38 protein-coding genes, 2 pseudogenes and 1 other annotated feature are annotated in these 24,496 nt (G+C 23.8%); of the genes and pseudogenes, 7 read left to right on the top strand and 33 right to left on the bottom strand.

What is annotated here, in order from left to right; translation table 4 throughout:
- Window positions 1-23: 23 nt before the first annotated feature.
- Entirely contained in the window at window positions 24-326 is a 303-nt protein-coding gene (locus AAHM79_RS08010) for a Holliday junction DNA helicase RuvB C-terminal domain-containing protein (protein ID WP_342257587.1), read from the bottom strand.
- Between the two features lie 270 nt (window positions 327-596).
- Here AAHM79_RS08010 and AAHM79_RS08005 point away from each other — a divergent pair, with 270 nt between their 5' ends.
- Window positions 597-1,547 carry an IS30 family transposase gene (locus tag AAHM79_RS08005; protein WP_342257586.1) on the top strand — a complete coding sequence of 317 codons (951 nt, stop codon included), beginning with the start codon at window positions 597-599 and terminating at the stop codon, window positions 1,545-1,547.
- Window positions 1,548-1,599: 52 nt separating this feature from the next.
- Here the strand turns inward: AAHM79_RS08005 and ruvA are convergent, their stop codons facing one another.
- From ruvA to rplU, 27 genes and pseudogenes are all read right to left on the bottom strand, one after another.
- Window positions 1,600-2,145, bottom strand: coding sequence for a Holliday junction branch migration protein RuvA (gene ruvA, locus AAHM79_RS08000; RefSeq protein WP_342258249.1), 546 nt, complete (start codon window positions 2,143-2,145; stop codon window positions 1,600-1,602).
- Between the two features lie 83 nt (window positions 2,146-2,228).
- Entirely contained in the window at window positions 2,229-2,951 is a 723-nt protein-coding gene (locus AAHM79_RS07995; RefSeq protein WP_342257585.1) for a YebC/PmpR family DNA-binding transcriptional regulator, read from the bottom strand.
- A gap of 12 nt (window positions 2,952-2,963) precedes the next feature.
- The gene (nadE, locus tag AAHM79_RS07990) at window positions 2,964-3,710 is read right to left on the bottom strand and encodes an NAD(+) synthase (protein ID WP_342257584.1); all 747 of its coding nucleotides are present in this window, start codon (window positions 3,708-3,710) and stop codon (window positions 2,964-2,966) included.
- A gap of 2 nt (window positions 3,711-3,712) precedes the next feature.
- Window positions 3,713-4,804 carry a DNA recombination protein RmuC gene (locus tag AAHM79_RS07985; RefSeq protein WP_342257583.1) on the bottom strand — a complete coding sequence of 364 codons (1,092 nt, stop codon included), beginning with the start codon at window positions 4,802-4,804 and terminating at the stop codon, window positions 3,713-3,715.
- A 24-nt stretch (window positions 4,805-4,828) separates the two neighbouring features.
- Window positions 4,829-6,115, bottom strand: a complete 1,287-nt coding sequence (obgE, locus tag AAHM79_RS07980; RefSeq protein WP_342257582.1) for a GTPase ObgE — start codon at window positions 6,113-6,115, stop codon at window positions 4,829-4,831.
- A 121-nt stretch (window positions 6,116-6,236) separates the two neighbouring features.
- Entirely contained in the window at window positions 6,237-7,187 is a 951-nt protein-coding gene (locus tag AAHM79_RS07975; RefSeq protein WP_342257581.1) for an IS30 family transposase, read from the bottom strand.
- A 76-nt stretch (window positions 7,188-7,263) separates the two neighbouring features.
- A complete protein-coding gene (locus AAHM79_RS07970) occupies window positions 7,264-7,446 on the bottom strand; it encodes a hypothetical protein (RefSeq protein ID WP_342257580.1) in 183 nt (60 codons plus the stop codon).
- Between the two features lie 16 nt (window positions 7,447-7,462).
- Window positions 7,463-7,654 (bottom strand): hypothetical protein, encoded by a 192-nt coding sequence (locus AAHM79_RS07965; RefSeq protein ID WP_342257320.1) that lies wholly within the window; start codon window positions 7,652-7,654, stop codon window positions 7,463-7,465.
- 34 nt (window positions 7,655-7,688) lie between these two features.
- The gene (locus tag AAHM79_RS07960; protein ID WP_338957552.1) at window positions 7,689-7,847 is read right to left on the bottom strand and encodes a hypothetical protein; all 159 of its coding nucleotides are present in this window, start codon (window positions 7,845-7,847) and stop codon (window positions 7,689-7,691) included.
- 15 nt (window positions 7,848-7,862) lie between these two features.
- Window positions 7,863-8,246, bottom strand: coding sequence for a hypothetical protein (locus AAHM79_RS07955; protein ID WP_342257220.1), 384 nt, complete (start codon window positions 8,244-8,246; stop codon window positions 7,863-7,865).
- 115 nt (window positions 8,247-8,361) lie between these two features.
- Complete coding sequence (locus tag AAHM79_RS07950) at window positions 8,362-8,634, bottom strand: hypothetical protein (RefSeq protein WP_342257221.1); 273 nt, start codon at window positions 8,632-8,634, stop codon at window positions 8,362-8,364.
- Window positions 8,603-8,878 carry a hypothetical protein gene (locus AAHM79_RS07945; protein ID WP_338957557.1) on the bottom strand — a complete coding sequence of 92 codons (276 nt, stop codon included), beginning with the start codon at window positions 8,876-8,878 and terminating at the stop codon, window positions 8,603-8,605. Before AAHM79_RS07945 ends, AAHM79_RS07950 begins: the two co-directional genes overlap by 32 nt.
- On the bottom strand, window positions 8,871-9,014 hold the full coding sequence (locus AAHM79_RS07940) for a hypothetical protein (protein WP_338957559.1): 144 nt from the start codon (window positions 9,012-9,014) through the stop codon (window positions 8,871-8,873). The genes AAHM79_RS07945 and AAHM79_RS07940 overlap by 8 nt, the downstream gene beginning before the upstream one ends.
- Before the next feature lie 70 nt (window positions 9,015-9,084).
- Complete coding sequence (locus AAHM79_RS07935; RefSeq protein WP_342257318.1) at window positions 9,085-9,579, bottom strand: hypothetical protein; 495 nt, start codon at window positions 9,577-9,579, stop codon at window positions 9,085-9,087.
- Window positions 9,518-9,742, bottom strand: coding sequence for a hypothetical protein (locus AAHM79_RS07930; RefSeq protein WP_342257317.1), 225 nt, complete (start codon window positions 9,740-9,742; stop codon window positions 9,518-9,520). Before AAHM79_RS07930 ends, AAHM79_RS07935 begins: the two co-directional genes overlap by 62 nt.
- Window positions 9,743-9,803: 61 nt before the next feature.
- Window positions 9,804-10,010 carry a hypothetical protein gene (locus AAHM79_RS07925; protein ID WP_342257224.1) on the bottom strand — a complete coding sequence of 69 codons (207 nt, stop codon included), beginning with the start codon at window positions 10,008-10,010 and terminating at the stop codon, window positions 9,804-9,806.
- 17 nt (window positions 10,011-10,027) lie between these two features.
- Window positions 10,028-10,189, bottom strand: a complete 162-nt coding sequence (locus AAHM79_RS07920; protein WP_338957563.1) for a hypothetical protein — start codon at window positions 10,187-10,189, stop codon at window positions 10,028-10,030.
- Window positions 10,165-10,485, bottom strand: a complete 321-nt coding sequence (locus tag AAHM79_RS07915; protein WP_342257315.1) for a hypothetical protein — start codon at window positions 10,483-10,485, stop codon at window positions 10,165-10,167. Before AAHM79_RS07915 ends, AAHM79_RS07920 begins: the two co-directional genes overlap by 25 nt.
- Window positions 10,475-10,912: a hypothetical protein gene (locus AAHM79_RS07910; protein ID WP_338957565.1), complete on the bottom strand. Its 438-nt coding sequence runs from the start codon at window positions 10,910-10,912 to the stop codon at window positions 10,475-10,477. The genes AAHM79_RS07915 and AAHM79_RS07910 overlap by 11 nt, the downstream gene beginning before the upstream one ends.
- A gap of 2 nt (window positions 10,913-10,914) precedes the next feature.
- Window positions 10,915-11,079 (bottom strand): hypothetical protein, encoded by a 165-nt coding sequence (locus tag AAHM79_RS07905; RefSeq protein WP_338957566.1) that lies wholly within the window; start codon window positions 11,077-11,079, stop codon window positions 10,915-10,917.
- A gap of 134 nt (window positions 11,080-11,213) precedes the next feature.
- Window positions 11,214-11,408 carry a hypothetical protein gene (locus AAHM79_RS07900; protein ID WP_342257314.1) on the bottom strand — a complete coding sequence of 65 codons (195 nt, stop codon included), beginning with the start codon at window positions 11,406-11,408 and terminating at the stop codon, window positions 11,214-11,216.
- A 63-nt stretch (window positions 11,409-11,471) separates the two neighbouring features.
- Entirely contained in the window at window positions 11,472-11,732 is a 261-nt protein-coding gene (locus tag AAHM79_RS07895; protein WP_342257313.1) for a hypothetical protein, read from the bottom strand.
- A 12-nt stretch (window positions 11,733-11,744) separates the two neighbouring features.
- Complete coding sequence (locus AAHM79_RS07890; protein ID WP_338958910.1) at window positions 11,745-11,876, bottom strand: hypothetical protein; 132 nt, start codon at window positions 11,874-11,876, stop codon at window positions 11,745-11,747.
- A gap of 805 nt (window positions 11,877-12,681) precedes the next feature.
- Window positions 12,682-13,854 carry a bifunctional phosphopantothenoylcysteine decarboxylase/phosphopantothenate--cysteine ligase CoaBC gene (coaBC, locus tag AAHM79_RS07885; RefSeq protein WP_342257579.1) on the bottom strand — a complete coding sequence of 391 codons (1,173 nt, stop codon included), beginning with the start codon at window positions 13,852-13,854 and terminating at the stop codon, window positions 12,682-12,684.
- Window positions 13,855-13,956: 102 nt separating this feature from the next.
- Entirely contained in the window at window positions 13,957-14,244 is a 288-nt protein-coding gene (rpmA, locus tag AAHM79_RS07880) for a 50S ribosomal protein L27 (protein WP_338976131.1), read from the bottom strand.
- Window positions 14,245-14,246: 2 nt separating this feature from the next.
- Entirely contained in the window at window positions 14,247-14,558 is a 312-nt protein-coding gene (locus AAHM79_RS07875) for a ribosomal-processing cysteine protease Prp (protein ID WP_281748879.1), read from the bottom strand.
- A gap of 334 nt (window positions 14,559-14,892) precedes the next feature.
- A pseudogene (gene rplU / locus AAHM79_RS09685) lies at window positions 14,893-15,183 on the bottom strand (50S ribosomal protein L21); the annotation flags it as partial.
- An 11-nt stretch (window positions 15,184-15,194) separates the two neighbouring features.
- Window positions 15,195-15,267, bottom strand: a sequence feature (ribosomal protein L21 leader region).
- 153 nt (window positions 15,268-15,420) lie between these two features.
- On the opposite strand from rplU, the pseudogene AAHM79_RS07865 reads away from it, so the two are divergent.
- The 4 genes and pseudogenes from AAHM79_RS07865 to AAHM79_RS07850 form a co-directional block, all read left to right on the top strand.
- Window positions 15,421-15,657, top strand: a pseudogene (locus AAHM79_RS07865) (ISNCY family transposase); the annotation flags it as partial.
- A gap of 105 nt (window positions 15,658-15,762) precedes the next feature.
- Window positions 15,763-16,713 (top strand): IS30 family transposase, encoded by a 951-nt coding sequence (locus tag AAHM79_RS07860; protein ID WP_342257576.1) that lies wholly within the window; start codon window positions 15,763-15,765, stop codon window positions 16,711-16,713.
- Window positions 16,714-16,828: 115 nt separating this feature from the next.
- A complete protein-coding gene (locus AAHM79_RS07855; RefSeq protein WP_342257575.1) occupies window positions 16,829-17,014 on the top strand; it encodes a hypothetical protein in 186 nt (61 codons plus the stop codon).
- Window positions 17,015-17,704: 690 nt separating this feature from the next.
- Window positions 17,705-17,920 carry a hypothetical protein gene (locus AAHM79_RS07850; protein WP_342257574.1) on the top strand — a complete coding sequence of 72 codons (216 nt, stop codon included), beginning with the start codon at window positions 17,705-17,707 and terminating at the stop codon, window positions 17,918-17,920.
- 97 nt (window positions 17,921-18,017) lie between these two features.
- On the opposite strand, the gene AAHM79_RS07845 is transcribed toward AAHM79_RS07850, so the two are convergent.
- From AAHM79_RS07845 to AAHM79_RS07825, 5 genes are all read right to left on the bottom strand, one after another.
- On the bottom strand, window positions 18,018-18,473 hold the full coding sequence (locus tag AAHM79_RS07845) for a DxFTY motif-containing membrane protein (RefSeq protein ID WP_342257573.1): 456 nt from the start codon (window positions 18,471-18,473) through the stop codon (window positions 18,018-18,020).
- A 156-nt stretch (window positions 18,474-18,629) separates the two neighbouring features.
- Window positions 18,630-19,154: a hypothetical protein gene (locus tag AAHM79_RS07840; protein WP_342257572.1), complete on the bottom strand. Its 525-nt coding sequence runs from the start codon at window positions 19,152-19,154 to the stop codon at window positions 18,630-18,632.
- Window positions 19,155-19,378: 224 nt separating this feature from the next.
- Window positions 19,379-19,597, bottom strand: coding sequence for a hypothetical protein (locus AAHM79_RS07835; protein WP_342257571.1), 219 nt, complete (start codon window positions 19,595-19,597; stop codon window positions 19,379-19,381).
- A gap of 197 nt (window positions 19,598-19,794) precedes the next feature.
- Window positions 19,795-20,424, bottom strand: a complete 630-nt coding sequence (locus AAHM79_RS07830) for a hypothetical protein (protein WP_342257570.1) — start codon at window positions 20,422-20,424, stop codon at window positions 19,795-19,797.
- 78 nt (window positions 20,425-20,502) lie between these two features.
- Window positions 20,503-20,943, bottom strand: a complete 441-nt coding sequence (locus AAHM79_RS07825) for a hypothetical protein (RefSeq protein WP_342257569.1) — start codon at window positions 20,941-20,943, stop codon at window positions 20,503-20,505.
- Window positions 20,944-21,155: 212 nt separating this feature from the next.
- Between AAHM79_RS07825 and AAHM79_RS07820 the strand changes: the two genes are divergently transcribed.
- A complete protein-coding gene (locus AAHM79_RS07820) occupies window positions 21,156-22,046 on the top strand; it encodes an IS30 family transposase (protein WP_342257568.1) in 891 nt (296 codons plus the stop codon).
- 247 nt (window positions 22,047-22,293) lie between these two features.
- Entirely contained in the window at window positions 22,294-24,435 is a 2,142-nt protein-coding gene (locus AAHM79_RS07815; protein ID WP_342257567.1) for an ATP-dependent Clp protease ATP-binding subunit, read from the top strand.
- Window positions 24,436-24,496: the final 61 nt, after the last annotated feature.

The following is a 24,496-nucleotide window of genomic DNA, read 5'->3' as shown; positions in this document are numbered from 1 at the left end:
TTTTACAGTAATATCAAAAATAATTATTTTCTAAATAAAATTATATTATTATTAATATACTCTTTACCAATAATTGTTATTTTACGACCCTTAGTTGTCTTAGTAATTAAACCACAATGAATAAGTCAAGTTTCATAATGAATTTCAAGATTTTTTCTTTCTTCATTCAAAAGTTGACAAATAGTTTCAATACTCAAACTTTTATCTAAATTTACATTATTAAACAATGCTAAATATGCCAATTGTAAACTATTTAAACCTAAAGGATAAATTTGCAAAAAAAATAAAATTTGCAAAATATTAGTTTCATTTAAATCTACATTCATAACAACACAATAATTATACAATTGTTTAATGATGTTAATAATGAGTCGCGGAATATTACGACAATGATTAGCAATAATATTTATTATATTATTTTCTAATTTTCAATTTAAACTTGCTGAATTATACTTGTAAGTGCAAGTAAATAAAATTGCAAAAAATTCTCATGCTGAATTATACTTGTAAGTGCAAGTAAATAAAATTGCAAAAAATTCTCATATAAAAATTTCATAATGCTAAATTTAGTTTAGAAAAAAGTAAGGAGTTTTTATATGAGTTATAAACATCTTGGCATAGATGAAAGGATTTATATTGAGAATCAATTGAAATTTAAATTTAAAATTAGTGAAATAGCTAAAAATCTTAATCGAAGTATTAGTACTATTATTCGAGAAATTAATAGAAATAAAGATAATAATCATTATTTTTCATTAATTGCACAAAATAAAGCTGAAAATCGAAAACAATCACATATTAGTTTTCATAAGTTTAAAAATAAGAATTTAGTAAAATATGTACAACAAAAATTACTATTAGGTTGATCACCTGAACAAATTTATGGCAGAATTAAAAATTTTCATAAAGAGTGAGTTATTAGTTTTAAAACAATTTATACTTGAATTTATTTTGGAATGCTTGATAAAGTTACTAGTAAAAATTTAAGAAGAAAAGGTAAAAAACGAAAATCTAAAGAAAATCGTGGCAAGTTTAATGGTAAATCAATTAAAGAACGAGATATAAATGTTAATGATCGTATAACACTTGGTCATTGAGAAGGAGATACTATAGTATCATCACGAGGTAAAAGCAAATCATGTTTAATAACTTTAGTTGAAAGAGTATCACGATTTACTTTAGCAATATTAGTTAAAAACAGAACTACTAAAGTTATTAATAAAAATGTCAGTTATTATTTATCAATTCTTCCTAAAAACATTGTTAAAACTATTACTGTTGATCGTGGCAAAGAATTTTCAAATTGACAACAACTTGAAAAAAATTTAGATGTAAAAATTTATTTTGCCAATCCATATTCACCTTGACAAAGAGGTACTAATGAAAATACTAATGGTTTAATTAGAGAAAAATTTCCTAAAAAATTTATTTTTTCAAAAACTAATAAAAATGAAGTTCATAAATTTATATTGTCTTTAAATCAAAGACCGAGAAAAATACTAAATTATCTTTCACCAATCGAATATTTGGATAGAAAAATAATTTAGTTGCACTTACCTTTACAATTTAGCATTTTGTCCAACAAAATTATTAAAACTACTAATACCCATATTTTATTTCCTTAATAGCTAATGCAATAATTTCTTCAACTTCCAAATCTCAATTAATATTTCTTAATAAAAAATTATTAATTACTATTGAACTAAAACCTAATTTTAATAATGTATCAAATACTAAATCTGATTTTTCATTTTGACTAGTTGTTAAATTACTTACTAGTTTAATATGATTACTAAAATAATTAATAATATTATTAGCAATTTTATGAGTTATACCTTTACACTGTTGCAATATCTTATAATCTTGTTTGCTTATAGCCAACTTAATACTATCAAGTGATATTTGATTTAGTAATCTTAAAGCAGTTTTTGGTCCAATATTACTAATATTAAGTAAGTGAATAAAAAAGGTTTTTATTGGTTTTGATACAAACCCAAAAAATTGTTCATAAGTTGGTTTTTGATGAAAATAAACATAAATTTTCACTTTAATATTTAATGGTAATGTTTGTAAATTAACACCTTCAATAATATATCCATGATCATTACATTCAAAAATAATTTTATTTTCATAAAATTCTTTAATAATACCTAAAAATATTCATCCATGACTTATTCCTCCTTTTCTATTCTTACTATTAATTAGATGAAAAAGAAAAATAAACCTTTTTATTTTTTAAAATTATGTTCAATTGAAAGCACATCATCATCATTTTCAATTGTTTCTAACAATATATCAATTAATTTAATTTGTTGTTGATCAGTAATGGTAATCAATTCATGGGGAATATTCACAATTTCATTAGTAATAAAATCATTAATATTATTTTTTTCTAATAAATTAGTTACAGCATTTAACTGTTTAGGATTAACTTCAATATCAATGATATCTTCATTTTTTTCAATATTAAAAATTTCCAAATCAATTATTAACTCCAAAATTTCTTCAACTGATAATAAACTTGAAAATTTAATTACCCCCGTTGTTTGAAATAAATATTGAACAGAATTAGTAGCAGCTAAATGACCACCCAATTTATTAAAATAACTTCGAATATTACTTGCAGTTCGATTTTTATTATCAGTTAAACAATGAATAATTATGACAATATTACTTGGTCCATATCCTTCATAAGTGACTGCTTCATAATTAGTTGTTTCATTTTTATTACTAGCTTTATTAATAGCACGATTAATATTATCCTTTGGCATATTTATACGTCGTGCTTTTTCTAACATTAATTTCAATCGCGGATTATTTTCAACATTTGCACCACCTAATTTAACAGCAACATAAATTTCTCTTGATAATTTTTGAAAAATTTTACCACGTTTGTTATCTTGGGCATCTTTACGATGTTTAATATTTGCATATTGTGAATGTCCAGCCATATTCTCATTCCTTTATTTTTTTCTTGTTCATTTCGGAGCTTGCGGTACAGGTATTCTTTTGTGTGCACTATTCTGATGCATAAATTCAATTTTATTAATTACTGATGATGGTATTAATGATTTATTTCCTAGTAAATATTGATCTAATTGTTCATACTTAAATTGCATTTCCATTTCATCAGTTTGTCCATCTCATAAACCAGCAGTTGGCTTACGAATAATGATCTCTTCACTAACTTTTAATATCTTTGCTGCAGCAAAAACATCTTTTTTTAACAAATGAATAATTGGTAATAAATCAACACCACCATCACCATATTTAGTAAAATAACCAATGTGTCATTCATCACTATTATCTGTTCCTACAACTAAATAATTATGATTTTGTGCATATGCATAAAGAGTATTCATTCTTAATCTAGCTTTTAAATTGCCTAAAATTAATTGTGATTTTTCTATATTAATTTCAGTTTCTAATGTTTTTTTAAAACTTAAAAAAACATTATTTAAATTAACTACTTTGGCATTTAATTTATGAATATTAACTAAATTATTTGCATATTCTAAATCAATATCTGGTGAAAAACAAGGCATAATTAATGCTAAATGATCATTAGGAAAAGCTTTTTTAATCAATAATGCTACTACTGCTGAGTCAACACCACCACTTAAACCAACAATTAAACCTTTGGCATTTGCTTTTTTTACTTCACTTTGTAAAAATTTAATAATTTCATCTAAATATTGTTCTAAATTCATAATTATTCACTCTCTTTTATTTCTTCAGACATTTCAAAAATATTGTTATAATGTCCAGCAATTTTATTATGGGTTTTATCTAAAGTTTCAATGGCTTTATTAGTTGTATCAAAACCAGCCTTAACTTTTTCTCATCTATAAACCCAACGATCAAAATCATCTTTGAATAAACGTAATTTTTTTGCCATTTTTTCTAAATTTTTATTAAAATCAATGTCTTTACGATTTTTATCAACTGTAAATAAAACAGCAGATAAAGTAGTAGGAGAGGTAATTCAAACACATTTCTTAAAAGCATATTCAACAATATCATCAGCAAATTGTGCGTAAATAAAAGCAAATATTTCTTCAGAAGGAATAAACATTACTGCGCTAGAAATCTTATTTTTAATATTAATATATTTTCCAACTTCATCAATTCGTTTACGAATATCATTACGAAAATCTTTTAAATAATTTTCTTTAACTTTAATATCTTCACTTACTAAATACCTTTGATAGTTATCAATTGAAAACTTTGAATCAATAGCAATTCCTTCTTTTTCAGAATCTGTTTTTACATAGGCATCAACAACTTTGCCATCAATTGTTTTATATTGTCGTTCTCATAATTTTTGATTTGAACCCAACATATTAGTCAAAATTTTTTCTAAAACAAATTCACCAACATTACCACGTTTTTTAGTATTAATAAAAACTTCTTGTAAACTTTGAATATTATCATTAATTTTTCCTAAAACAGTTGATGATTCTTGTAACTTTGCTAAATCTTTAATAACATCTACTACTTGTCTTTGAATGACATCAGCATTGCGTTTATAATCATCTTCTTTTTTATCTAAATTTTTTTGAAAATTATCAATATTACTCATTAAATTAATTAATTTTTCGGTTTTATCACGATCCGAACCATTTCATGATGTTTTAAAATCATTTAATTGTTCTTTTAAAGTTTCTACTTGCATTTTTAAAAAGTCTTGTGCAATTGGGTCACTAGTAACATTCTGACTTTTTTTAATTTGCATATAAATTATTAAGCCACCAATACTACTAATAATTAAAATAACTACCAATAAACTAATTACTATTTCCATTTCCTATTTTCCTTTGCCATTTTTTTATTCTTCTTCTCAAATCATATCATAATTAAAAATCTTAACATGATCACCTTTTTTTATTCCTTGCTTTCTTAATTCATCATAAATTCCTAAATCTTGTAATTGAATTTTAAATAATAAAATATTATGATAATTATTTCAAGGATTTTTTTGATATATTACTTCAACGGTTTTACCAGAAATAGTTCATTGATTATTTGCAAATTTAGTAATAATAACTTGTGGAACTTCTTCTTTATTAGTATATTCATAAAGAATATGTTCTTCATTATTTTCATTATTATTAACTTGATGCAGTTGTTCTTTTTCAACAGCTTTAGCAATATCTTTAATTAATATATCCAAACTAATATGTTTCATAGCAGAAATTGCAATTATTGGTAATTTAATTTGTTCTTTTAATTTCTCTAAATTAGTTTGTGCATCTGGTAAATCAATTTTATTTGCAACAATTAAATGCGGTTTTTTTGTCAAATCTTTATTATAACTTTCTAATTCACTCATAATTAATTGATAATTTAAAAAATGATCTTGAGTCTTATCACTAATATCAATCATATGTACTAAAACTTGACAACGTTCAATATGACGCAAAAACTGTAAACCTAGTCCTTTTCCTAAACTAGCTCCTGCTATTAATCCAGGCAAATCCGCCATAACAAAATTATTATTTTTATCAACTCTAACAACACCTAAATGTGGATTAAGAGTAGTAAAAGGATAATCAGCAACTGTTGGAGTTGAAGCAGAAATAGCTCCTAATAATGTTGATTTACCGGCGTTAGGCAACCCAACTAATCCGGCATTGGCCAATAATTTCAACTCACAAATTATTTCAAAATGTTGTCCAGGCATTCCTTTTTCACATATTTTAGGTACTCGATTTATTGCCGAAGCAAAACGAGCATTTCCTCGTCCACCAAGACCACCGGCAGCAATTATTATTTCTTGTTTATCTTTAATAATATCACCAAGAATATTTTGAGTTTTGTTATCACTAATAATAGTACCTAATGGAACTTTTACATAAGTATTGGTTCCTTTACGTCCATGCATATTTTTGGGTGCACCATTTTTACCATCTTCAGCAGTTATCTCTTTATTTTTACGTAAGTCTAATAGAGTATTCATACCTGAATCACCAATAAAGATAATATTACCGCCTCTTCCTCCATCTCCACCAGATGGACCACCTTTGGTTACATAAAGTTCACGACGAAAAGCAACAACACCATCACCGCCTTTGCCGGCAGTAACTTTTAATTTTGTTACATCTATAAAACGCATTTCTTACTCCTTTTTTATATTAATAATAACTCTTATTATATAGTGTTAACATTTTTGTGTAAAATACTATTTTATTTTTCATATAATTTTAGTATACGCTAAATTGTAAAGGTAAGTGCAACTAAATTATTTTTCTATCCAAATATTCGATTGGTGAAAGATAATTTAGTATTTTTCTCGGTCTTTGATTTAAAGACAATATAAATTTATGAACTTCATTTTTATTAGTTTTTGAAAAAATAAATTTTTTAGGAAATTTTTCTCTAATTAAACCATTAGTATTTTCATTAGTACCTCTTTGTCAAGGTGAATATGGATTGGCAAAATAAATTTTTACATCTAAATTTTTTTCAAGTTGTTGTCAATTTGAAAATTCTTTGCCACGATCAAAAGTAATAGTTTTAACAATGTTTTTAGGAAGAATTGATAAATAATAACTGACATTTTTATTAATAACTTTAGTAGTTCTGTTTTTAACTAATATTGCTAAAGTAAATCGTGATACTCTTTCAACTAAAGTTATTAAACATGATTTGCTTTTACCTCGTGATGATACTATAGTATCTCCTTCTCAATGACCAAGTGTTATACGATCATTAACATTTATATCTCGTTCTTTAATGGATTTACCATTAAACTTGCCACGATTTTCTTTAGATTTTCGTTTTTTACCTTTTCTTCTTAAATTTTTACTAGTAACTTTATCAAGCATTCCAAAATAAATTCAAGTATAAATTGTTTTAAAACTAATAACTCACTCTTTATGAAAATTTTTAATTCTGCCATAAATTTGTTCAGGTGATCAACCTAATAGTAATTTTTGTTGTACATATTTTACTAAATTCTTATTTTTAAACTTATGAAAACTAATATGTGATTGTTTTCGATTTTCAGCTTTATTTTGTGCAATTAATGAAAAATAATGATTATTATCTTTATTTCTATTAATTTCTCGAATAATAGTACTAATACTTCGATTAAGATTTTTAGCTATTTCACGAATTTTAAATTTAAATTTCAATTGATTCTCAATATAAATCCTTTCATCTATGCCAAGATGTTTATAACTCATATAAAAACTCCTTACTTTTTTCTAAACTAAATTTAGCATTATGAAATTTTTATATGAGAATTTTTTGCAATTTTATTTACTTGCACTTACAAGTATAATTCAGCAATATATTAATTATTTCTTTTTCTTTAATTTCTTGATTAAGTTTATTTAACTTATTTTCTAATTCAACAATCTTAATTTCTTGCTCTTGTTGTAAATTATTATTTTCAATTAAAGGTTCAGTATTTTGTTCAACATTAGTTTCATTTTCTAACATTTAAATCACACCTTTATTATTTATTTTCTTTTCCATTAATTTTTTCATTAAGTTTTGCTAATTTTTTTTGATGTTTCATCACTTTATTATTTCTTCTAATATGTTTTGGAGTTGTAATAAATCTTTTCAATCAAACAATTAATTCTCTACAAATTAATGTTCCTACACTTGTTCCAATAATAATTAATTCATGTAAAAATTCTTTCATTTTCAATTATTTCCTTTCAATTATTTATTTTTAATTATTCGTCAAATTGACCATTATTAATTCTTTCAATCATTGATTTTGAATTACTTATAATAGTTACCAATAAAGATATTTCTTTATTTAATTGTTCCATTCTTTCTTTATATGTCTGAATTTCATTGTTATAATATTCAATCAATTTTTCTTTATTCATTAGTTATCATCTCCTTTATAAACTATCATATGTAGTTGGTCTTTCATATAAAACATCACTACTTCCACTATTATTACTAATAGCATCACTATTAATTAATCTTCTTGTTTCATTTGTAAATGATGTTTCTTGCATTTCTTGATTATAATTTGTAGTTTCCATAGGTAATAAATTATGTATAATTTCACTTGCACCAGCAACTATTGTTGGTACTGCATAAGCATTATTAAAATCATTATTTATACCCATAGCTACACCACTTGAAATTAGACATCCACTAGTTGCCATATTACATATTTTTCTTATTACTTCAAATCTATTAGGTATTAGTTCACTTAACCCACCAATTAGATTTGATATACCATAAGTACTTAAACTAATATATGTATCTCAATCCATTTGTTGTTTATTATCATTAGTTAATAATAATGGTCATGGTGGTGTTTCTGTGGTAGTAGTTGTTAATCAAGGTGGTGGTTCAGGATTAGGATTGATTTTTGTAAATTTTGCATAATTAATTAAACCAATAGTTCCTAAACCTAATAATATTTTTTTTACTTGAATTTAATATTTTCTTTTTAGTACTTGGCATTTGATTTAAGTTTCATATATCAATTCCTAACTTTTTACTAAATAATAAAGCATTAATACTTCCTAATACTGGATTACCAATAATTTGACCATAATAAGCACTTGTACCAATCATTGCTGATAATGGACTTATTCCAATTCTTATTATTTTTAATAAAGTATAGTTATTTGATTGTACATTCGTGTCATTTGGCATTTTCATTTACTCCTTCATTTTTTGGTTTAATAAACACTTCAACTCAACCTGTATAGTGAACGTTATCACCAACTAAAATAGCAGTATTTGCATGTGGTTGAGAAACAACTAAATATTCAGCAATAACATTAGGATATTTTCATAAAATAATTGCTTTTATATCATTACTATCTGTTAAATCTTTGGGATTTGGTGAAAATATTTCTATTTTATCTTGACCAAATAAATCTGTTAATTTAGTCATTATCAAATTCACCTTTTTCTATTTTTTCAATTAATAAATTTAAAATATTTTTGTCCAAATCAGAGTTTGTATAATTAATTTTTTTAGTTCATTTAATTATATCTTTCATATATTTAAGTAATTTTTCTTTATTCATTATTTATTCTCCTTATTTAAATAATATCAACCAATTAATAAACTATCTGCTTCATCATGATTTGATATTTTTATATTTCAATTATTTCTTTAATAATTTCTTCAGCAACATATATACTTAGTTCTTTATCTCAAGGTCTTAATCAAAAAATAGGTGGGTCATAACGTTCATATCATTTCTTTCATTCACTTGGACTTATTAACATATCTTTTGTTAATAATTTATTAAATTGTCCTGCAATAAAACCACGTAAATGTTCTTGAGTTTCATAACCAATACCATTTTTTGAATTAAAAGTACCACGTTCAATAATTAAATCCAATTCATTATCATTAACTTTTATATCTCAATAAAATTTTCTTTGTCCATCATATTCTTTTAAATTATAACTTTTAACAAATATTGGTTTTCAATTTCAAAAATCATATTTATCATGTAAATAAACTTTTTTTCATAAAGTAAATCCAGTATTTTTAATACTTGGGTCAATTGAAAGTAAATAATTAGTCATTATCAAATCACCGGTCTTTAATTCTGGTTTTAATTGGTTTATAAACTTCTTCATAATATCCGTTTAAGCGATATGTGTTTTTAAGATATTGCATAAATCTTTCTTTATTAATACAATTTTTATGTCTTGATTTATTAATTTCATCAACTTTATTTCTATGTTCTTTATCACCTTGATAACAATGTTCACATACATTTCTCAGCAGTTTTTTTCGCAAGTAAATAAATCATGTTTTTTATCACATACACAACAATCTTCACAACATACTTCTTTATTCATTATTTATTCTCCTTTCTATTATTTCTTTCTTGCTTTATTAAGAAATTTATTGAAATAATTTGATTATCACCATCACCTAATTTTTTTAAAAGATATTCATATCTTTTCTTAAAATCTTCACTATCAATATCTCTATCTTGGTAAATTATTTTTTTCAATTTTTTTATTTTATACAAGGTTTTTGGAGAATATATTTCTCCATGCATGCAAAGAAAACATTTCATTATTTATTCTCCTTATTTTCAATTTGATTAGCAATTTCACTTAATATTTTTAATACTTTATATTCATTTTTTAATTCTTTAATAATAAATATTAAAAATATTATTAGTGTTATACTTGTTATTAATATTGGTGCTATTAATAAAATTTCTCATCATATCATTTTTTACTCTTTTCATTTTTTAAATCATTTAACATTAATTGAACAAAATACACGATTTTAGGAATGTTTAAAGTATTAAAAATTTGACCAGTGACAATAATTTCATCGTTTTTGTTTAATAAAATACATCGGTTATAAAATTTTGGATTATTAAAAATTAAAGTAACATAGTTTAAACCATTTCATTGACCACGAACACTATAATATAATTCTTTATTACCTTTTTCGTAATATTTTGCTTCAATAGTGTTACTTAGTTTTACTGTTAATTTGACATAATTGGCTTTATCTTTCATTTTTATAATTCCTTAAATAGTATTGAATGTGTTTATATGCATCTTGTTCATGTTTTGTTAATTTTATATTTCCTTTATAATTTGTTATTTTATTTTTATTTTTTGGTTGGTTTTCTAGATAATCTCAGTTGAAAACATCTTGTACTAATACCATTAATGAACCAATAATTTTAGGAGTTGCTAATGGATTAGTTAATAATTGTTTTGAACTTAAAAAGAAATTTTCTACAATAACTAATATTTTGTTTTCAAAAAATTGTTCTTTGATTATTGATAATATTCTTTTATAACGATTTTTACTTTCAAAAACATGTGTTGTGTTGAATGTTTCTGTATAAATAATCCTATTTGTTTCATTTGAATATATAACAATTCCATTATTACCAATACCAGCGGGGTCAATCCCAATAATTAAGTCATATTGCATTATTAATCAAATTCACCATTTTTAATTTTTTGATTTAATTGAGATATAAGATTTAATCTTCCATTAAAACAACTTTTTCAAAGTTTAGTTACTTTTTCATCGTCTCTCATTTCTTTATTTCATTCTCATTCATCTTTAAGATATTCAAGTATTTTTTCTTTATTCATATTTATACCTCCTACTTAACCTAATATTTAAAATACAGTCATAACAAATTGCTTTACTATTTTTATCTCTTAAAAAATATTTTCTTGTTTTTATATCATTAGTATTAAAGAATAAATAATCTAATTTATTTTGTTTACATGTTCAACAAAAATACTTTTTCATTATGAGTTGAAATTTCCTTATAAGAAGTAACTATATAATTAATTGGTAAATCATCATGTTTATATGGATTATTTATTTTAAAACCTTTTCTGTTTTCTTCTCACGTAATGTTATATTTAAAACAAGGATTAGTAATTTTAGTTTTGTTATCTGTTATTTCACCCATAAATCAACTATTATGCTGTTCATAAAATGTTAATTGTTCAAGTTTTATATCATTAAGATAATATTATTTTGGAGCAGTTGGTTTATTAACAGTTATTTTTTGGTCTTTAATATATGGTTCTAATAACTTTATTAATTCATTACCACTTAATTCTTTTTTAATATTTTCTAAATTAAAAACTCAATATGTGCAACTGTTATCAACAATAAAAGAATTATTTTTAATCATTCATTTTGGAAGAGATAATTTATATTCAACATAATCAATAAGAATAGATGGTGGTTTATCTTTAACAATTTGTTCTTTTTTAAATTCTATTTGCATAATAATCCTTTCCTAATATGTTCTGTTGCTTCTAGCATAAAGAACATATATTTTTATTCTTAGATTATTAATAATACTACTATTTGTTTTATTCATTCCAGCAATTCTGGGCTCAAAAATAAATTGTGAAATTTTAAAAAACATTGAGGCATTCGATTCAATATTTATTTAATTTGCGTTTAGCAAATTAATATTTTAATTGAACCGGTCCCGCTCAATTTTTTTTACAAGTTTGAAATTTATTTTCTCGCCCAAAAATTTTTCAAAAAAAAATAAAAAATAAAACCAACACTTGCTCACTTGGTAGTGGCAAGGTTGGTTAAATAAAGAATAATAGTTGGTCCCCACTCCGGGTCTATATATACTAGTTTCCAATTCGCTCCCACCCCAAGAATTACCATTTCTGGTTAGTATATTTTATTAGGTATCACTCCACTTTTTATTTATCCATGCAAGTCCACATGCTAGCTACTATTTTTAACAACTATGTTGTAGTTCACTTTTTTATTTCCCTAACACGTGTTGATAATAGTGCTAAAGACGGTTATTAAAAATTTTACAATTTTACAATTACAAAAAAAGACAAGAATTTTATTCTCGTCTTTTGTCATTTATTTTTTAATTTAATAGTTTAAAAAAGAAAGGAGTTATTTTTAAAAATTTTTATTTATCGACATCTTCGGTACGCTCCCAAAAAATTAGAGACTTTTTACTTGAATGTGTACCTTTAAATTAAAAAAACACTTAAATATATAACCTTTTCTTATATATTTATTGATACAAATTAATTACATATTCAAATTTTATTATAAAAAATTAACAATATATATTTAACATTAAAATATCATATTGTTCATTTTTTATAATAAAGTTAGCTATATAAATATTTTTTTAAAATAATCTATTGTTAGGAAAAAATATTAAAGCAATAAATTCTATTTTTATTATATTAATAATTTAAAATATTCTTACTTATAATATCAACTATCTGCTTAGCAACTTCCACTTTTGAACCAATTAAATTATAATTATTATTTTTAAAATAAAAATTAATTTCTGTTTCATTTTTACCCATAACACTAATATTATTAATAAAAATACCATCACAATTTTTAATTTTCATTTTTTCGATACCAAGATTTTTATCATTAAATTCTTGAGCAGCAAAACCAATTAAAACTTGTTTTGTTTTCTGCTTACCTAAAAATGCCAATACATCAATATTAGCAATCAGTGATAAAGATAAATTTTCGTTTTTATTTTTAATTATTTTATTAGGAATATATTTACTTACTTTATAATCATTTAAAGCAGCAGCACATATTACAATATCAGCATTATCAAAGTTTTCTTTCATTGCTAAGAACATTTTTTCATTAGTATTTGCTTCAATAATAGTTAGGTTTTTTTGCGATTTAATTTCAAAATCACAATCACCTGCAACTAATACTACTTTAGCGTTAGTTTTAAGAAAAGCATCTACTAATGCTTTACCCATTTTTCCTGAAGAATTATTAGTAATATAACGAATTGGATCAATATAAGTTCTAGTACGACCAATATTAATTAAAATTTTTTTATTAGATAAATCAATACTTTTTTTAAAAAAATCTTTAATTATTGTTAATGCATTATCTGGACTTTTAACCCGTCCATCACCAATCATCTTACAGGCTAACATTCCTGAATCTGGAGGAATAATAGTAATATTTTCAAAATTAGATAATTCTAATAAATTTTTTTGAAAACTTTGATTGTGATACATATTATGATTCATTGCTGGAAATAATATCTTTTCTGCTTTGGAAGCTAAAAATACTGATAATGCTAAACTATCAGCAATTGCTAAATTTGCTTTACTAATAAAACTCATAGTAGCAGGATAAACAACAATTAAATTTGTTTTAATTGCTAAATTAGTGTGAGTAATTAAATCTCCTTTAACATATGATTCTTGTTCAAACATTTCAGAATAATAAGAAAATGTTTTATCTTCTAGAAAATGTAAAGAACTTTTAGTACAAATAATATCAACTAAAAATTCTTTTTTTAATTGTTTTAATAAAATTAAGGCTTTGTTTGCTGCAATACTACCAGTAATTATTAAAGTAATATGTTTCATTATTTTCTCCTATCATATCATTAAACATAAAATAAACAAACAAAACCTATCTTCAAAATATGATAGCATTGAAAATAGGTTTTTATTATTAAAAATTTATTTTTACTTTTTATCAAGTATAACTGAAACTCGTGTTTTATTTTTTTTAAAAATAGTATACTTAACAATTCCTGATTTTAAAGCAAATAAGGTATCATCATCACCACGTCCTACATTTTCACCAGGGTGAATTTTAGTTCCACGTTGACGATAAATAATTGTTCCCTCTTTTAAACTTTGTCCATCACCAATTTTAGCACCTAAACGTTTAGAATGTGAATCACGACCATTACGAGTTGAACCCACTCCTTTTTTTGAAGCAAATAATTGTAAATTTAATTTATAAAACATAATTACACCTCCTTTATGTTAATATATTTTGGATATTGTTCTTTAATAGTTTTTAATTGTCAAAGCATTGTTTTTAAAATGATTTGACTATTATTAGTGAAACTAGCAACTTTAAGTTTAACTAATCCAGCAGTATTATTAATTACTTGAACTTGATTATTATCAAGTTCATGAAGTGCATTTAATGTACCAATAACAATGGCTGAAATCCCTGCACAAACAATATCATTTCCAATTTTTGAAAAATTAGCATGACCAGTAATTATAACTTCTACAATGTTACTATTTTGGTAATTATAAGTAACTTTAACCATAATTTGATATTACCTTAAATTATTTTTTATTATTTTCATCATCTTCTTTCACAACTTTAACAGTCATATTTTTATGATCAAAAATAGTTTTTAAATTACCTTCACTAACAACAGTTTTAGTGTTATCTGGTTCTGTAATATTATCCTTAACAACTGATTTAGTTTTAACAACTTTTTCTTTTGTAAGTTCTTTTTTTACTTTACTAACTACTGATTTTGGCTCTTTAATAATAGGAGTTACTACTTCAGAAATTACTTCTTTTTTTACTTCATCTTTAATTACTGGTTTTGATTGTTCTGCCTTCTTATCAACAAGACTTTTACCAGCAATTAAAATATCAGTAATTAATACCTTTGTATATGGCTGACGGTGTCCATACATTGTTTTTGAATTTTTCTTAGGTTTATATTTAAACACTCGAATCTTTTTTGATTTATCTTGTTTAATAATCTCACCATGAACTTCAGCACCTTTTAGGAAAGGTTTACCGAATTGTTGATCAATCATCAATATTTTGTCAAAAATAATTTTATCTTTAGCTTTGCCAACAAGTTTTTCAACAAAAATTTCTTGACCATAGGAAACATTAATTTGTTTTCCTCCTGTTTGAATAACTACAAACATTTTTCTTATTACCTCCAGTTTAGACTCGCCTTATAGGTGGAATAAATCACTTGTTAACCTAAAGTAGAGCGGTTGAAACTGCATAAACAGTCTTAAATATTATAAAGTATTTTTTATTAAAAGCAATACAAAATTTAGAATTATGTCATTATTTAGTGATAATTTCCTATTAGTTATCGAGCAAAAATTTCCCAAAAGTAAAGTTAAATATACTTGGTGATAAATACGGAAAGAAGCATGACTATGAAAGAAAAATATAAGTTTAATATTATAAATGACATTATTATTAATAAATTATCTAAACATCAAGCTAAGAATAAACTTAACCTAACTATTAGAAGAATTAACCAATTAATTCAAATTTTCAATAGAGAAGGTAAAGTTGGTTTTATTCATAAATCCCGAAATAAAATTTCTAATAAAACAACAAATTTTGAAATCAAAATTAAGATTATAAATTTATATAAAACCAAATGCTGAATTATACTTGTAAGTGCAAGTAAATAAAATTGCAAAAAATTCTCATATAAAAATTTCATAATGCTAAATTTAGTTTAGAAAAAAGTAAGGAGTTTTTATATGAGTTATAAACATCTTGGCATAGATGAAAGGATTTATATTGAGAATCAATTGAAATTTAAATTTAAAATTAGTGAAATAGCTAAAAATCTTAATCGAAGTATTAGTACTATTATTCGAGAAATTAATAGAAATAAAGATAATAATCATTATTTTTCATTAATTGCACAAAATAAAGCTGAAAATCGAAAACAATCACATATTAGTTTTCATAAGTTTAAAAATAAGAATTTAGTAAAATATGTACAACAAAAATTACTATTAGGTTGATCACCTGAACAAATTTATGGCAGAATTAAAAATTTTCATAAAGAGTGAGTTATTAGTTTTAAAACAATTTATACTTGAATTTATTTTGGAATGCTTGATAAAGTTACTAGTAAAAATTTAAGAAGAAAAGTTAAAAAACGAAAATCTAAAGAAAATCGTGGCAAGTTTAATGGTAAATCAATTAAAGAACGAGATATAAATGTTAATGATCGTATAACACTTGGTCATTGAGAAGGAGATACTATAGTATCATCACGAGGTAAAAGCAAATCATGTTTAATAACTTTAGTTGAAAGAGTATCGCGATTTACTTTAGCAATATTAGTTAAAAACAGAACTACTAAAGTTATTAATAAAAATGTCAGTTATTATTTATCAATTCTTCCTAAAAACATTGTTAAAACTATTACTTTTGATCGTGGCAAAGAATTTTCAAATTGACAACAACTTGAAAAAAATTTAGATGTAAAAATTTATTTTGCCAATCCATATTCACCTTGACAAAGAGGTACTAATGAAAATACTAATGGTTTAATTAGAGAAAAATTTCCTAAAAAATTTATTTTTTCAAAAACTAATAAAAATGAAGTTCATAAATTTATATTGTCTTTAAATCAAAGACCGAGAAAAATACTAAATTATCTTTCACCAATCGAATATTTGGATAGAAAAATAATTTAGTTGCACTTACCTTTACAATTTAGCAATAATTAATATTAATGCTTCTTCTGAAAAAATTGTTGATGCTATTAATGAAACAAAATATACAAAAAAAGTTAATTTTCAAAGTTCAGTAATGGAATTAAATGATTCAATTAATGAATTTATTAAAAATTCATTAATTTCTGAAATTAAAAATTCTTTTAAAAATAATTTATTTTCATTAAACAAAATTACTAATAATAAAGAAATTGATTTAAAAGATGAAGACTTCACAGTTAGTGGTTCTATTGATGCAAAAATTAATTATAATTATGATTAATTTAAAAATTTAACTACTAATCTAACAATTATCATAGGTGAAGGTCAAATTTCTAATAAATATAAATTAAATGATGGAAAAATAAATAAATTTCTTCAAATCTCAGATAGTATAATATTTGCTGCAACAGAGAACGGAAATATTTGAGAGATTGATTTTACTAATAATACAAAAATCAATAAATATCAATTAAATGAAGAACGTATAAATAGTTTAATTAAAGCATCAAATGGTAAAGTATATGTTGGTACAATAACAAATACAATTTGAGAAATTGATTTAGAAACTGAAACTGCAGAAAAGAAATTCATTGGATTTGGTGATAAGTATGATTCTAAAACTTTAATTGAAGGTTCAAAAGATAAGTTATATGTTGGTACTGGTATTGGTAATGTTTATGAATTAGATATTAATACTGGTAATACTAAAAAATATCGTTTTGACGATTGAGGTGATGTAAATGCCCTAGTTAAAATTACAGAAAATAAAATATACGCTGGCACTAGTGAAGGAAAATTATGAGAAATTGATTTAGAAACTAAAACCCATAAATTAAAATATGATTTTAAAAATAAAAGTAATATTATTTTTGATATTAAAGCACTATCTGATACTGAATTAATATTAGCAACAGAAGACAAAATTTATCAGTATGATTTAATCAAAAATGAAATAACAGAAAAAATTAATTTGAAAGATGGTAAAATTTTTTCTTTATCAATAGAAGATTTAAATAACAAAATATATGCTACAACTGATAATAATAATGTTTATGAACATGATTCAAGCTTTAGTCAAGTAAAAAACAAATATGAATTAAATGCTTCAGTATATTCATCATTAATAGTTGATAAAAAACTATTTGCTGGAACAATTACAAATGTATGAGAATTAGATATTGAATAATTTTTATACAGTAAATAAAAAACATATATTTAAAAAGGTGTGTAACATATATTACGCGCCTTTTTTTCGTTTTATTTTTTTAGATTTATATCACTTATTATAACTTAATATATGATTTTTTTTGTTTTTTTCTTAATACTAATCATAAAATAATACTCGTTAAAAAAATACCAATAACAGCACCAGCGATTGAAATAATAAAACTTATTAAAATTTGTTGAGGAGTTAAAAAGTATCCTGACAAATAAAATAATGATAAAACAAAAGCAAATGGAATACTATATGTAAATTGATCTAATTGATGTAATTTTAACTTATATGTAATAAAGGTTATAATAAAAGTAAATATGATTAAACTTAAACTAGAAAGTACCATTATTCAAAAAGGTAATTTAAAAGTAAAAGTAAAATCAGTACTAGTAGTAAAAAAAAGAATAATTCCTGGAATTAATACTTGTATTATTAAATAGCCAACACTTATCAAAAACTTAGTTCTTGGAAATGTATTTTCACTATTATTTTCAAAATTAACTTCTTGGTTTTTATTTTCCATACTTATCCTCTTCTATAATATAATTATTTACAATTTTAACATGCTTTTATCAATAATTAAATAAGATTTATATTTATTAAATAACACTTATTTTAATACAAAAATTTAAAATAAAAATAGTTTTCCACAATTTAATGAAATTAAAAATTACCTATCCTATAAATTAATTGATTTTTTTGATTTAGTTTTTGTTTTATTTTGTAAATCTGTATTAGAATTTATTGCGTGTTTTTGTGCTTCTTCTAAATCTTGTTTTTGTACTTTTTTCTTTTCATCAAATTTTTTTGCTGCTACTTTTCCCTTTATAATAGCTACATGACTACCTTTAACAACTGCATAAGTAACACCACCAGCAACAGCAGCTCCTGCAACAATAATGCCGGCAGGTGGAGATACAAAAAAAGTTGTAACCAAAACACCACCAGCACCAACAATAGTACCTCTAACAGCACCTTCAGGAATCCCTTCATAAGCCCCCTTAACAAGTCCTTTAGTAGACGCACAAATAATTTTTAATGTTTTTGCTGTTGTTGAATGCTTTGTTTTAAATTTTTTTCAGTATTTGTATTTTTTCTTAGTCATTTCTGGATGATAATTACTATCAACTAATATAAAATTAGTTTCATCTTTTTGTCTTTCATCTAAATCTGCAATTGCCTTTTCTACTTCTAATCAAGTCATTATTAACTTCTCCTTTTTTAAAAAAAATAAAAAAAACTCATTTACTTTTGAATAAGTAATGAGTTTAAAACTTATATTAATTTTTAAAAAAATAATATCATATTTTCTATATTTAGTATAGAAAATTTAATTATTTTTATCAATATTACATAAATTTTTATACTATCTATATGTTTAAAATTTAGTAAACTATATCTATAATGACTAGACTTACCCCAAACTGCTTACTTTTTAATTTTCTTTCTTCTTATTATTGCTATAACTACTGGAATAGCAATAATAACTAATAAAAAAGTACTACCAATAATTATAATATTTCAATTATTAATTAAAGTTGTCGTTTTTAGTTTTATTTCTGGTAAGGCAAAAGGGTTATTTTTATTTTTTTCATCATGTTTAACATTAGCATATAAATGAGTAATTAAATCGTGCTCATAAAACAATAATCAATAACGTAATTGACCTGGATTTAGTACATCAATTGCACAATCTATATTAGTGGTTTCTTGTAAATACTGATTAAAATCAATACCAGATTGACTATTAGCAAAATTAGTAAAACCAGAAAACTTAGTTGATAAAGGATTAATATTATAAATATTTAAATATTGTCTTGAAGAACTATCAACTTTATCATTTACTATTCTTTGTAATAAATAGTATGATCTTCAGATTGATATGTTTTTAATGGTTGATTTGAAATAGGTGTTACCTTTTCTTCTTGTGGAACAAGATTATCATCAACACGCTGATATATTCATTTATCTTCACTAACATTAGCAGTAATAACAGCTTCTGATTTAATTTGACTAAAAGCAATCATTTGTAAATTACTATTTTTTTCATCATTAATAAAATATTGATGAATTAATGAAGAATTAACTTCTTTTTCATTAATAACTTGAATGTCTGGCATAGAACTATTAATAGTAAGTGTTTCTTGTCTTAAAACAGTACTACCATCACTATCGTTTCATTTAACATTATATATAGTGGGCTTATTTTTACTATAATCTTGGTTTAAAATAGCATAGTCAAAAGTTTTATTACTATTAGTTTTAACATTTTTTTTCATTTCTCTGTTTTCATTATTAATAGAAATTTCTAATCCTGATTTTTTAAAAGGAGGATGCACATAAAAAACAAATATTTCATTACTAAAACTATCCTTAGTATTTGCAAATGGTCCAATTGGAAATATTTTAGCACGCGTTTCAAAATTAGATTTTTGAAAATTAGTACTTGGTTGTAAATTATATGGAACTTCCATTAAAGTATTAATGTCACTTGCTTCATATATTGTTGCAAAAAGTCCTGCATCAATACTTTCTTTAATTGTTTGATGATATTATAAAATTAAATTATTACTTTTTTCATTAAAAGTATGACCAAAAGCACCCGCAGTAAGAAAACCTTGTGCATTTTTAAAATAACTACTATTATCATTAATAATACTTTTTAATTGACTATAACCTTGATCATTAATAATATCATTGGTTTCAATATTACTATGTGTTCAATCATTATTAATAATTTGATCATAACTATCAAAATTAACATTTAATGGTGTACTTTTAACATTATTATATAAATATTGTGAATCATTATTTCAAGATTTAATACTATTAACTAAGTTACGATTTGATGACTTAACAGTAATATGAAAGCCGCTAACTTTACTATTACTAGTTTGATGATTTTTATTATTAAAACTAATACTTAATACTGAGGTTACTAATAAACTGCTAGCACTAAGTAATAAAATTAATTTTTGTTTAAATTGTTTCATAATATTTCCTTATAAATTTAATATTTAAAAGTTATTAAATTACTATTATTTATTTTTATCTAGCAATTATGTAATTAGTATATCAATTCTTTTAAAAATATGATATATACTGAATTATACTTGTAAGTGCAAGTAAATAAAATTGCAAAAAATTCTCATATAAAAATTTCATAATGCTAAATTTAGTTTAGAAAAAAGTAAGGAGTTTTTATATGAGTTATAAACATCTTGGCATAGATGAAAGGATTTATATTGAGAATCAATTGAAATTTAAATTTAAAATTAGTGAAATAGCTAAAAATCTTAATCGAAGTATTAGTACTATTATTCGAGAAATTAATAGAAATAAAGATAATAATCATGATTTTTCATTAATTGCACAAAATAAAGCTGAAAATCGAAAACAATCACATATTAGTTTTCATAAGTTTAAAAATAAGAATTTAGTAAAATATGTACAACAAAAATTACTATTAGGTTGATCATCTGAACAAATTTATGGCAGAATTAAAAATTTTCATAAAGAGTGAGTTATTAGTTTTAAAACAATTTATACTTGAATTTATTTTGGAATGCTTGATAAAGTTACTAGTAAAAATTTAAGAAGAAAAGGTAAAAAACGAAAATCTAAAGAAAATCGTGGCAAGTTTAATGGTAAATCAATTAAAGAACGAGATATAAATGTTAATGATCGTATAACACTTGGTCATTGAGAAGGAGATACTATAGTATCATCACGAGGTAAAAGCAAATCATGTTTAATAACTTTAGTTGAAAGAGTATCACGATTTACTTTAGCAATATTAGTTAAAAAAAGAACTACTAAAGTTATTAATAAAAATGTCAGTTATTATTTATCAATTCTTCCTAAAAACATTGTTAAAACTATTACTTTTGATCTTGGCAAAGAATTTTCAAATTGACAAAGAGGTACTAATGAAAATACTAATGGTTTAATTAGAGAAAAATTTCCTAAAAAATTTATTTTTTCAAAAACTAATAAAAATGAAGTTCATAAATTTATATTGTCTTTAAATCAAAGACCGAGAAAAATACTAAATTATCTTTCACCAATCGAATATTTGGATAGAAAAATAATTTAGTTGCACTTACCTTTACAATTTAGCATATATTATTTACACGAGAAATATATATTTAAGATCTAAAATACCTACAAGATCTATCACAAATATTAATATTATATTAAGTTTCTTTAATTGAAAATACTTATCCCTAATTCAATTAAATATAAAATTAGCAGTTACTACTTGAAACTGCTAATTTTATTTGTTAGTATATTAATATTATTAGCAATCAAGTAATTATAGTGCTAAAAAGAGGAGTGACATTATGCAATTAAATGAAATCCCTAACTATAGTAATGATCCTAAAATTATTGATAAATTTGCTCGTAATCTAATTGTACAAGCTAAAACAGGAAAAATGGATCCTATTATTGGACGTGATGAAGATATTCGTAAAGTAGAAGAAATACTCTCACGAAAAACTAAAAACAACCCCGTCTTAATCGGTTTACCTGGTATTGGTAAGACTGCTATTATTGAAGGTTTAGCCCAACGTATTGTTCGTGGTGATGTTCCTAGTAACTTAAAAGATAAAATTATTTATGAACTAGATATGGGAGCACTAATTGCTGGCGCTAAATTCCAAGGTGAGTTTGAAGAACGATTAAAAGCGGTTATTAACCAAATTAAAAATTCTAATGGAAAAATTATTTTATTTATTGATGAACTACATTTAATTGTTGGTGCTGGTAGAACACAAGGTTCAATGGATGCTTCTAATTTACTAAAACCAATGTTAGCACGTGGTGAACTACGTTGTATTGGTGCCACAACACTTGACGAATATCGTCAATACATTGAAAAAGATGCAGCCCTTGAACGAAGATTTCGTAAGATGATTATTAAAGAACCAACAACAGAAGATACAACTGCTATCTTACGTGGTTTAAAAGAACGTTTTGAAGCTTATCATGGTGTAAAAATTCATGATAGTGCATTAAGAGAAGCTGTGTATCTATCTAATAAATATATTAATGATCGTTACTTACCTGATAAAGCAATTGACTTAATTGATGAAGCTTGTGCTAGTATTAAAACTGAAATTGCTTCGGTTCCTAGTGATTTAGATGATATAAGAAGAAAAGTCTTACAATTAAAAATTGAACAAGCAGCCTTAAGCAAAGAAAAAGATGAAAACTCGCAAACAAGACTAATTGAAGTCGATAAACAATTAAAAACTAAAAAAAATACTTTACAACAATTAGAAGATAAATGAATCAAAGAAAAGTCAGCATTAGACCATATTACTAGTTTAAAAAATAAATTAGAAAATGCTAAATCAGAATTAGAATTGTATCAATTATCAGGTAATTTTACAAAAGCTGGTGAACTACAATATAGTATTATTCCCAACTTAGAAAAAGAACTTAAAGATAGTGAAAATATAAAAAAAGATAATCCTTTACTACGCGAAGATGTTACTAGTGAAGATATTGCAAAAGTTGTTGCAAAATGAACTGGCATTCCTGTTACTCGTTTATTAGCAACTGAAAAAGAAAAATTATTAAAATTACCCTTAACTTTAAATACGAGAATTAAAGGTCAAAGTAATGCCCTACAGTTGGTAAGCGATGCTTTAATTAGAGCTCGTGCTGGCATTAAAGATCCCAATCGCCCAATTGGTTCATTTATTTTCTTGGGTCCAACCGGTGTTGGAAAAACTGAAGTTGCTAGAACCTTGGCTGATATTTTATTTGATAGCGAAAAAAATATGGTTCGTATTGATATGTCAGAATTTATGGAAAAACACGCAGTTAGCAAATTACTAGGTTCACCTCCTGGCTATGTTGGTTATGAAAACGGTGGACAATTAACCGAAAAAGTAAGAAGAAATCCTTATAGTATCATTCTTTTTGATGAAATCGAAAAAGCCCATCCTGAAGTATTAAATATTTTATTACAAATTCTTGATGAAGGTAGAATTACAGACAGTCATGGTCTCTTAATTGACTTTAAAAACACAATAATTATTATGACTTCAAATCTTGGTTCACAAGAACTATTAAGTGGTAAAGATAACAGCAAAGAGCAAGCATTAAATATCTTAAAAAAATCATTTCGACCAGAATTTATTAATCGAATTGATGAAATTGTTATCTTCAATCCATTAAGTAAAAAAGTAATAACAGAAATTATTATTAAAGAATTAGATACTTTATTATTGCGATTAAGACAAGAAAAAAATTTACAATTATCTTATGAATCAGAAGTAGTTAATAAAATACTAAAAGATGCTTATGATGAAGAATATGGCGCACGACCGATTAAACGCTATATTCAACACTATATTGAAACTATTATCGCACAAGCTATTATTAAAGAAGAACTAATACCCCACAAACGAATGGTAATTACTATCAATAAAGACAATATGTTTATTCTCAGTAAAAAAATAAAATTCAATTAAGTCTTGATATTATTACACTCTCAGTTATAATTATATAAGTATTGGCATTCAATGTTAATGA

The sequence above is a fragment of the Spiroplasma endosymbiont of Nomada ruficornis genome (assembly GCF_964030795.1).
GTDB classification, from domain to species: domain Bacteria; phylum Bacillota_I; class Bacilli_A; order Mycoplasmatales; family VBWQ01; genus Spiroplasma_E; species Spiroplasma_E ixodetis_A.
This window is presented reverse-complemented; position numbering and strand designations above follow the sequence as displayed.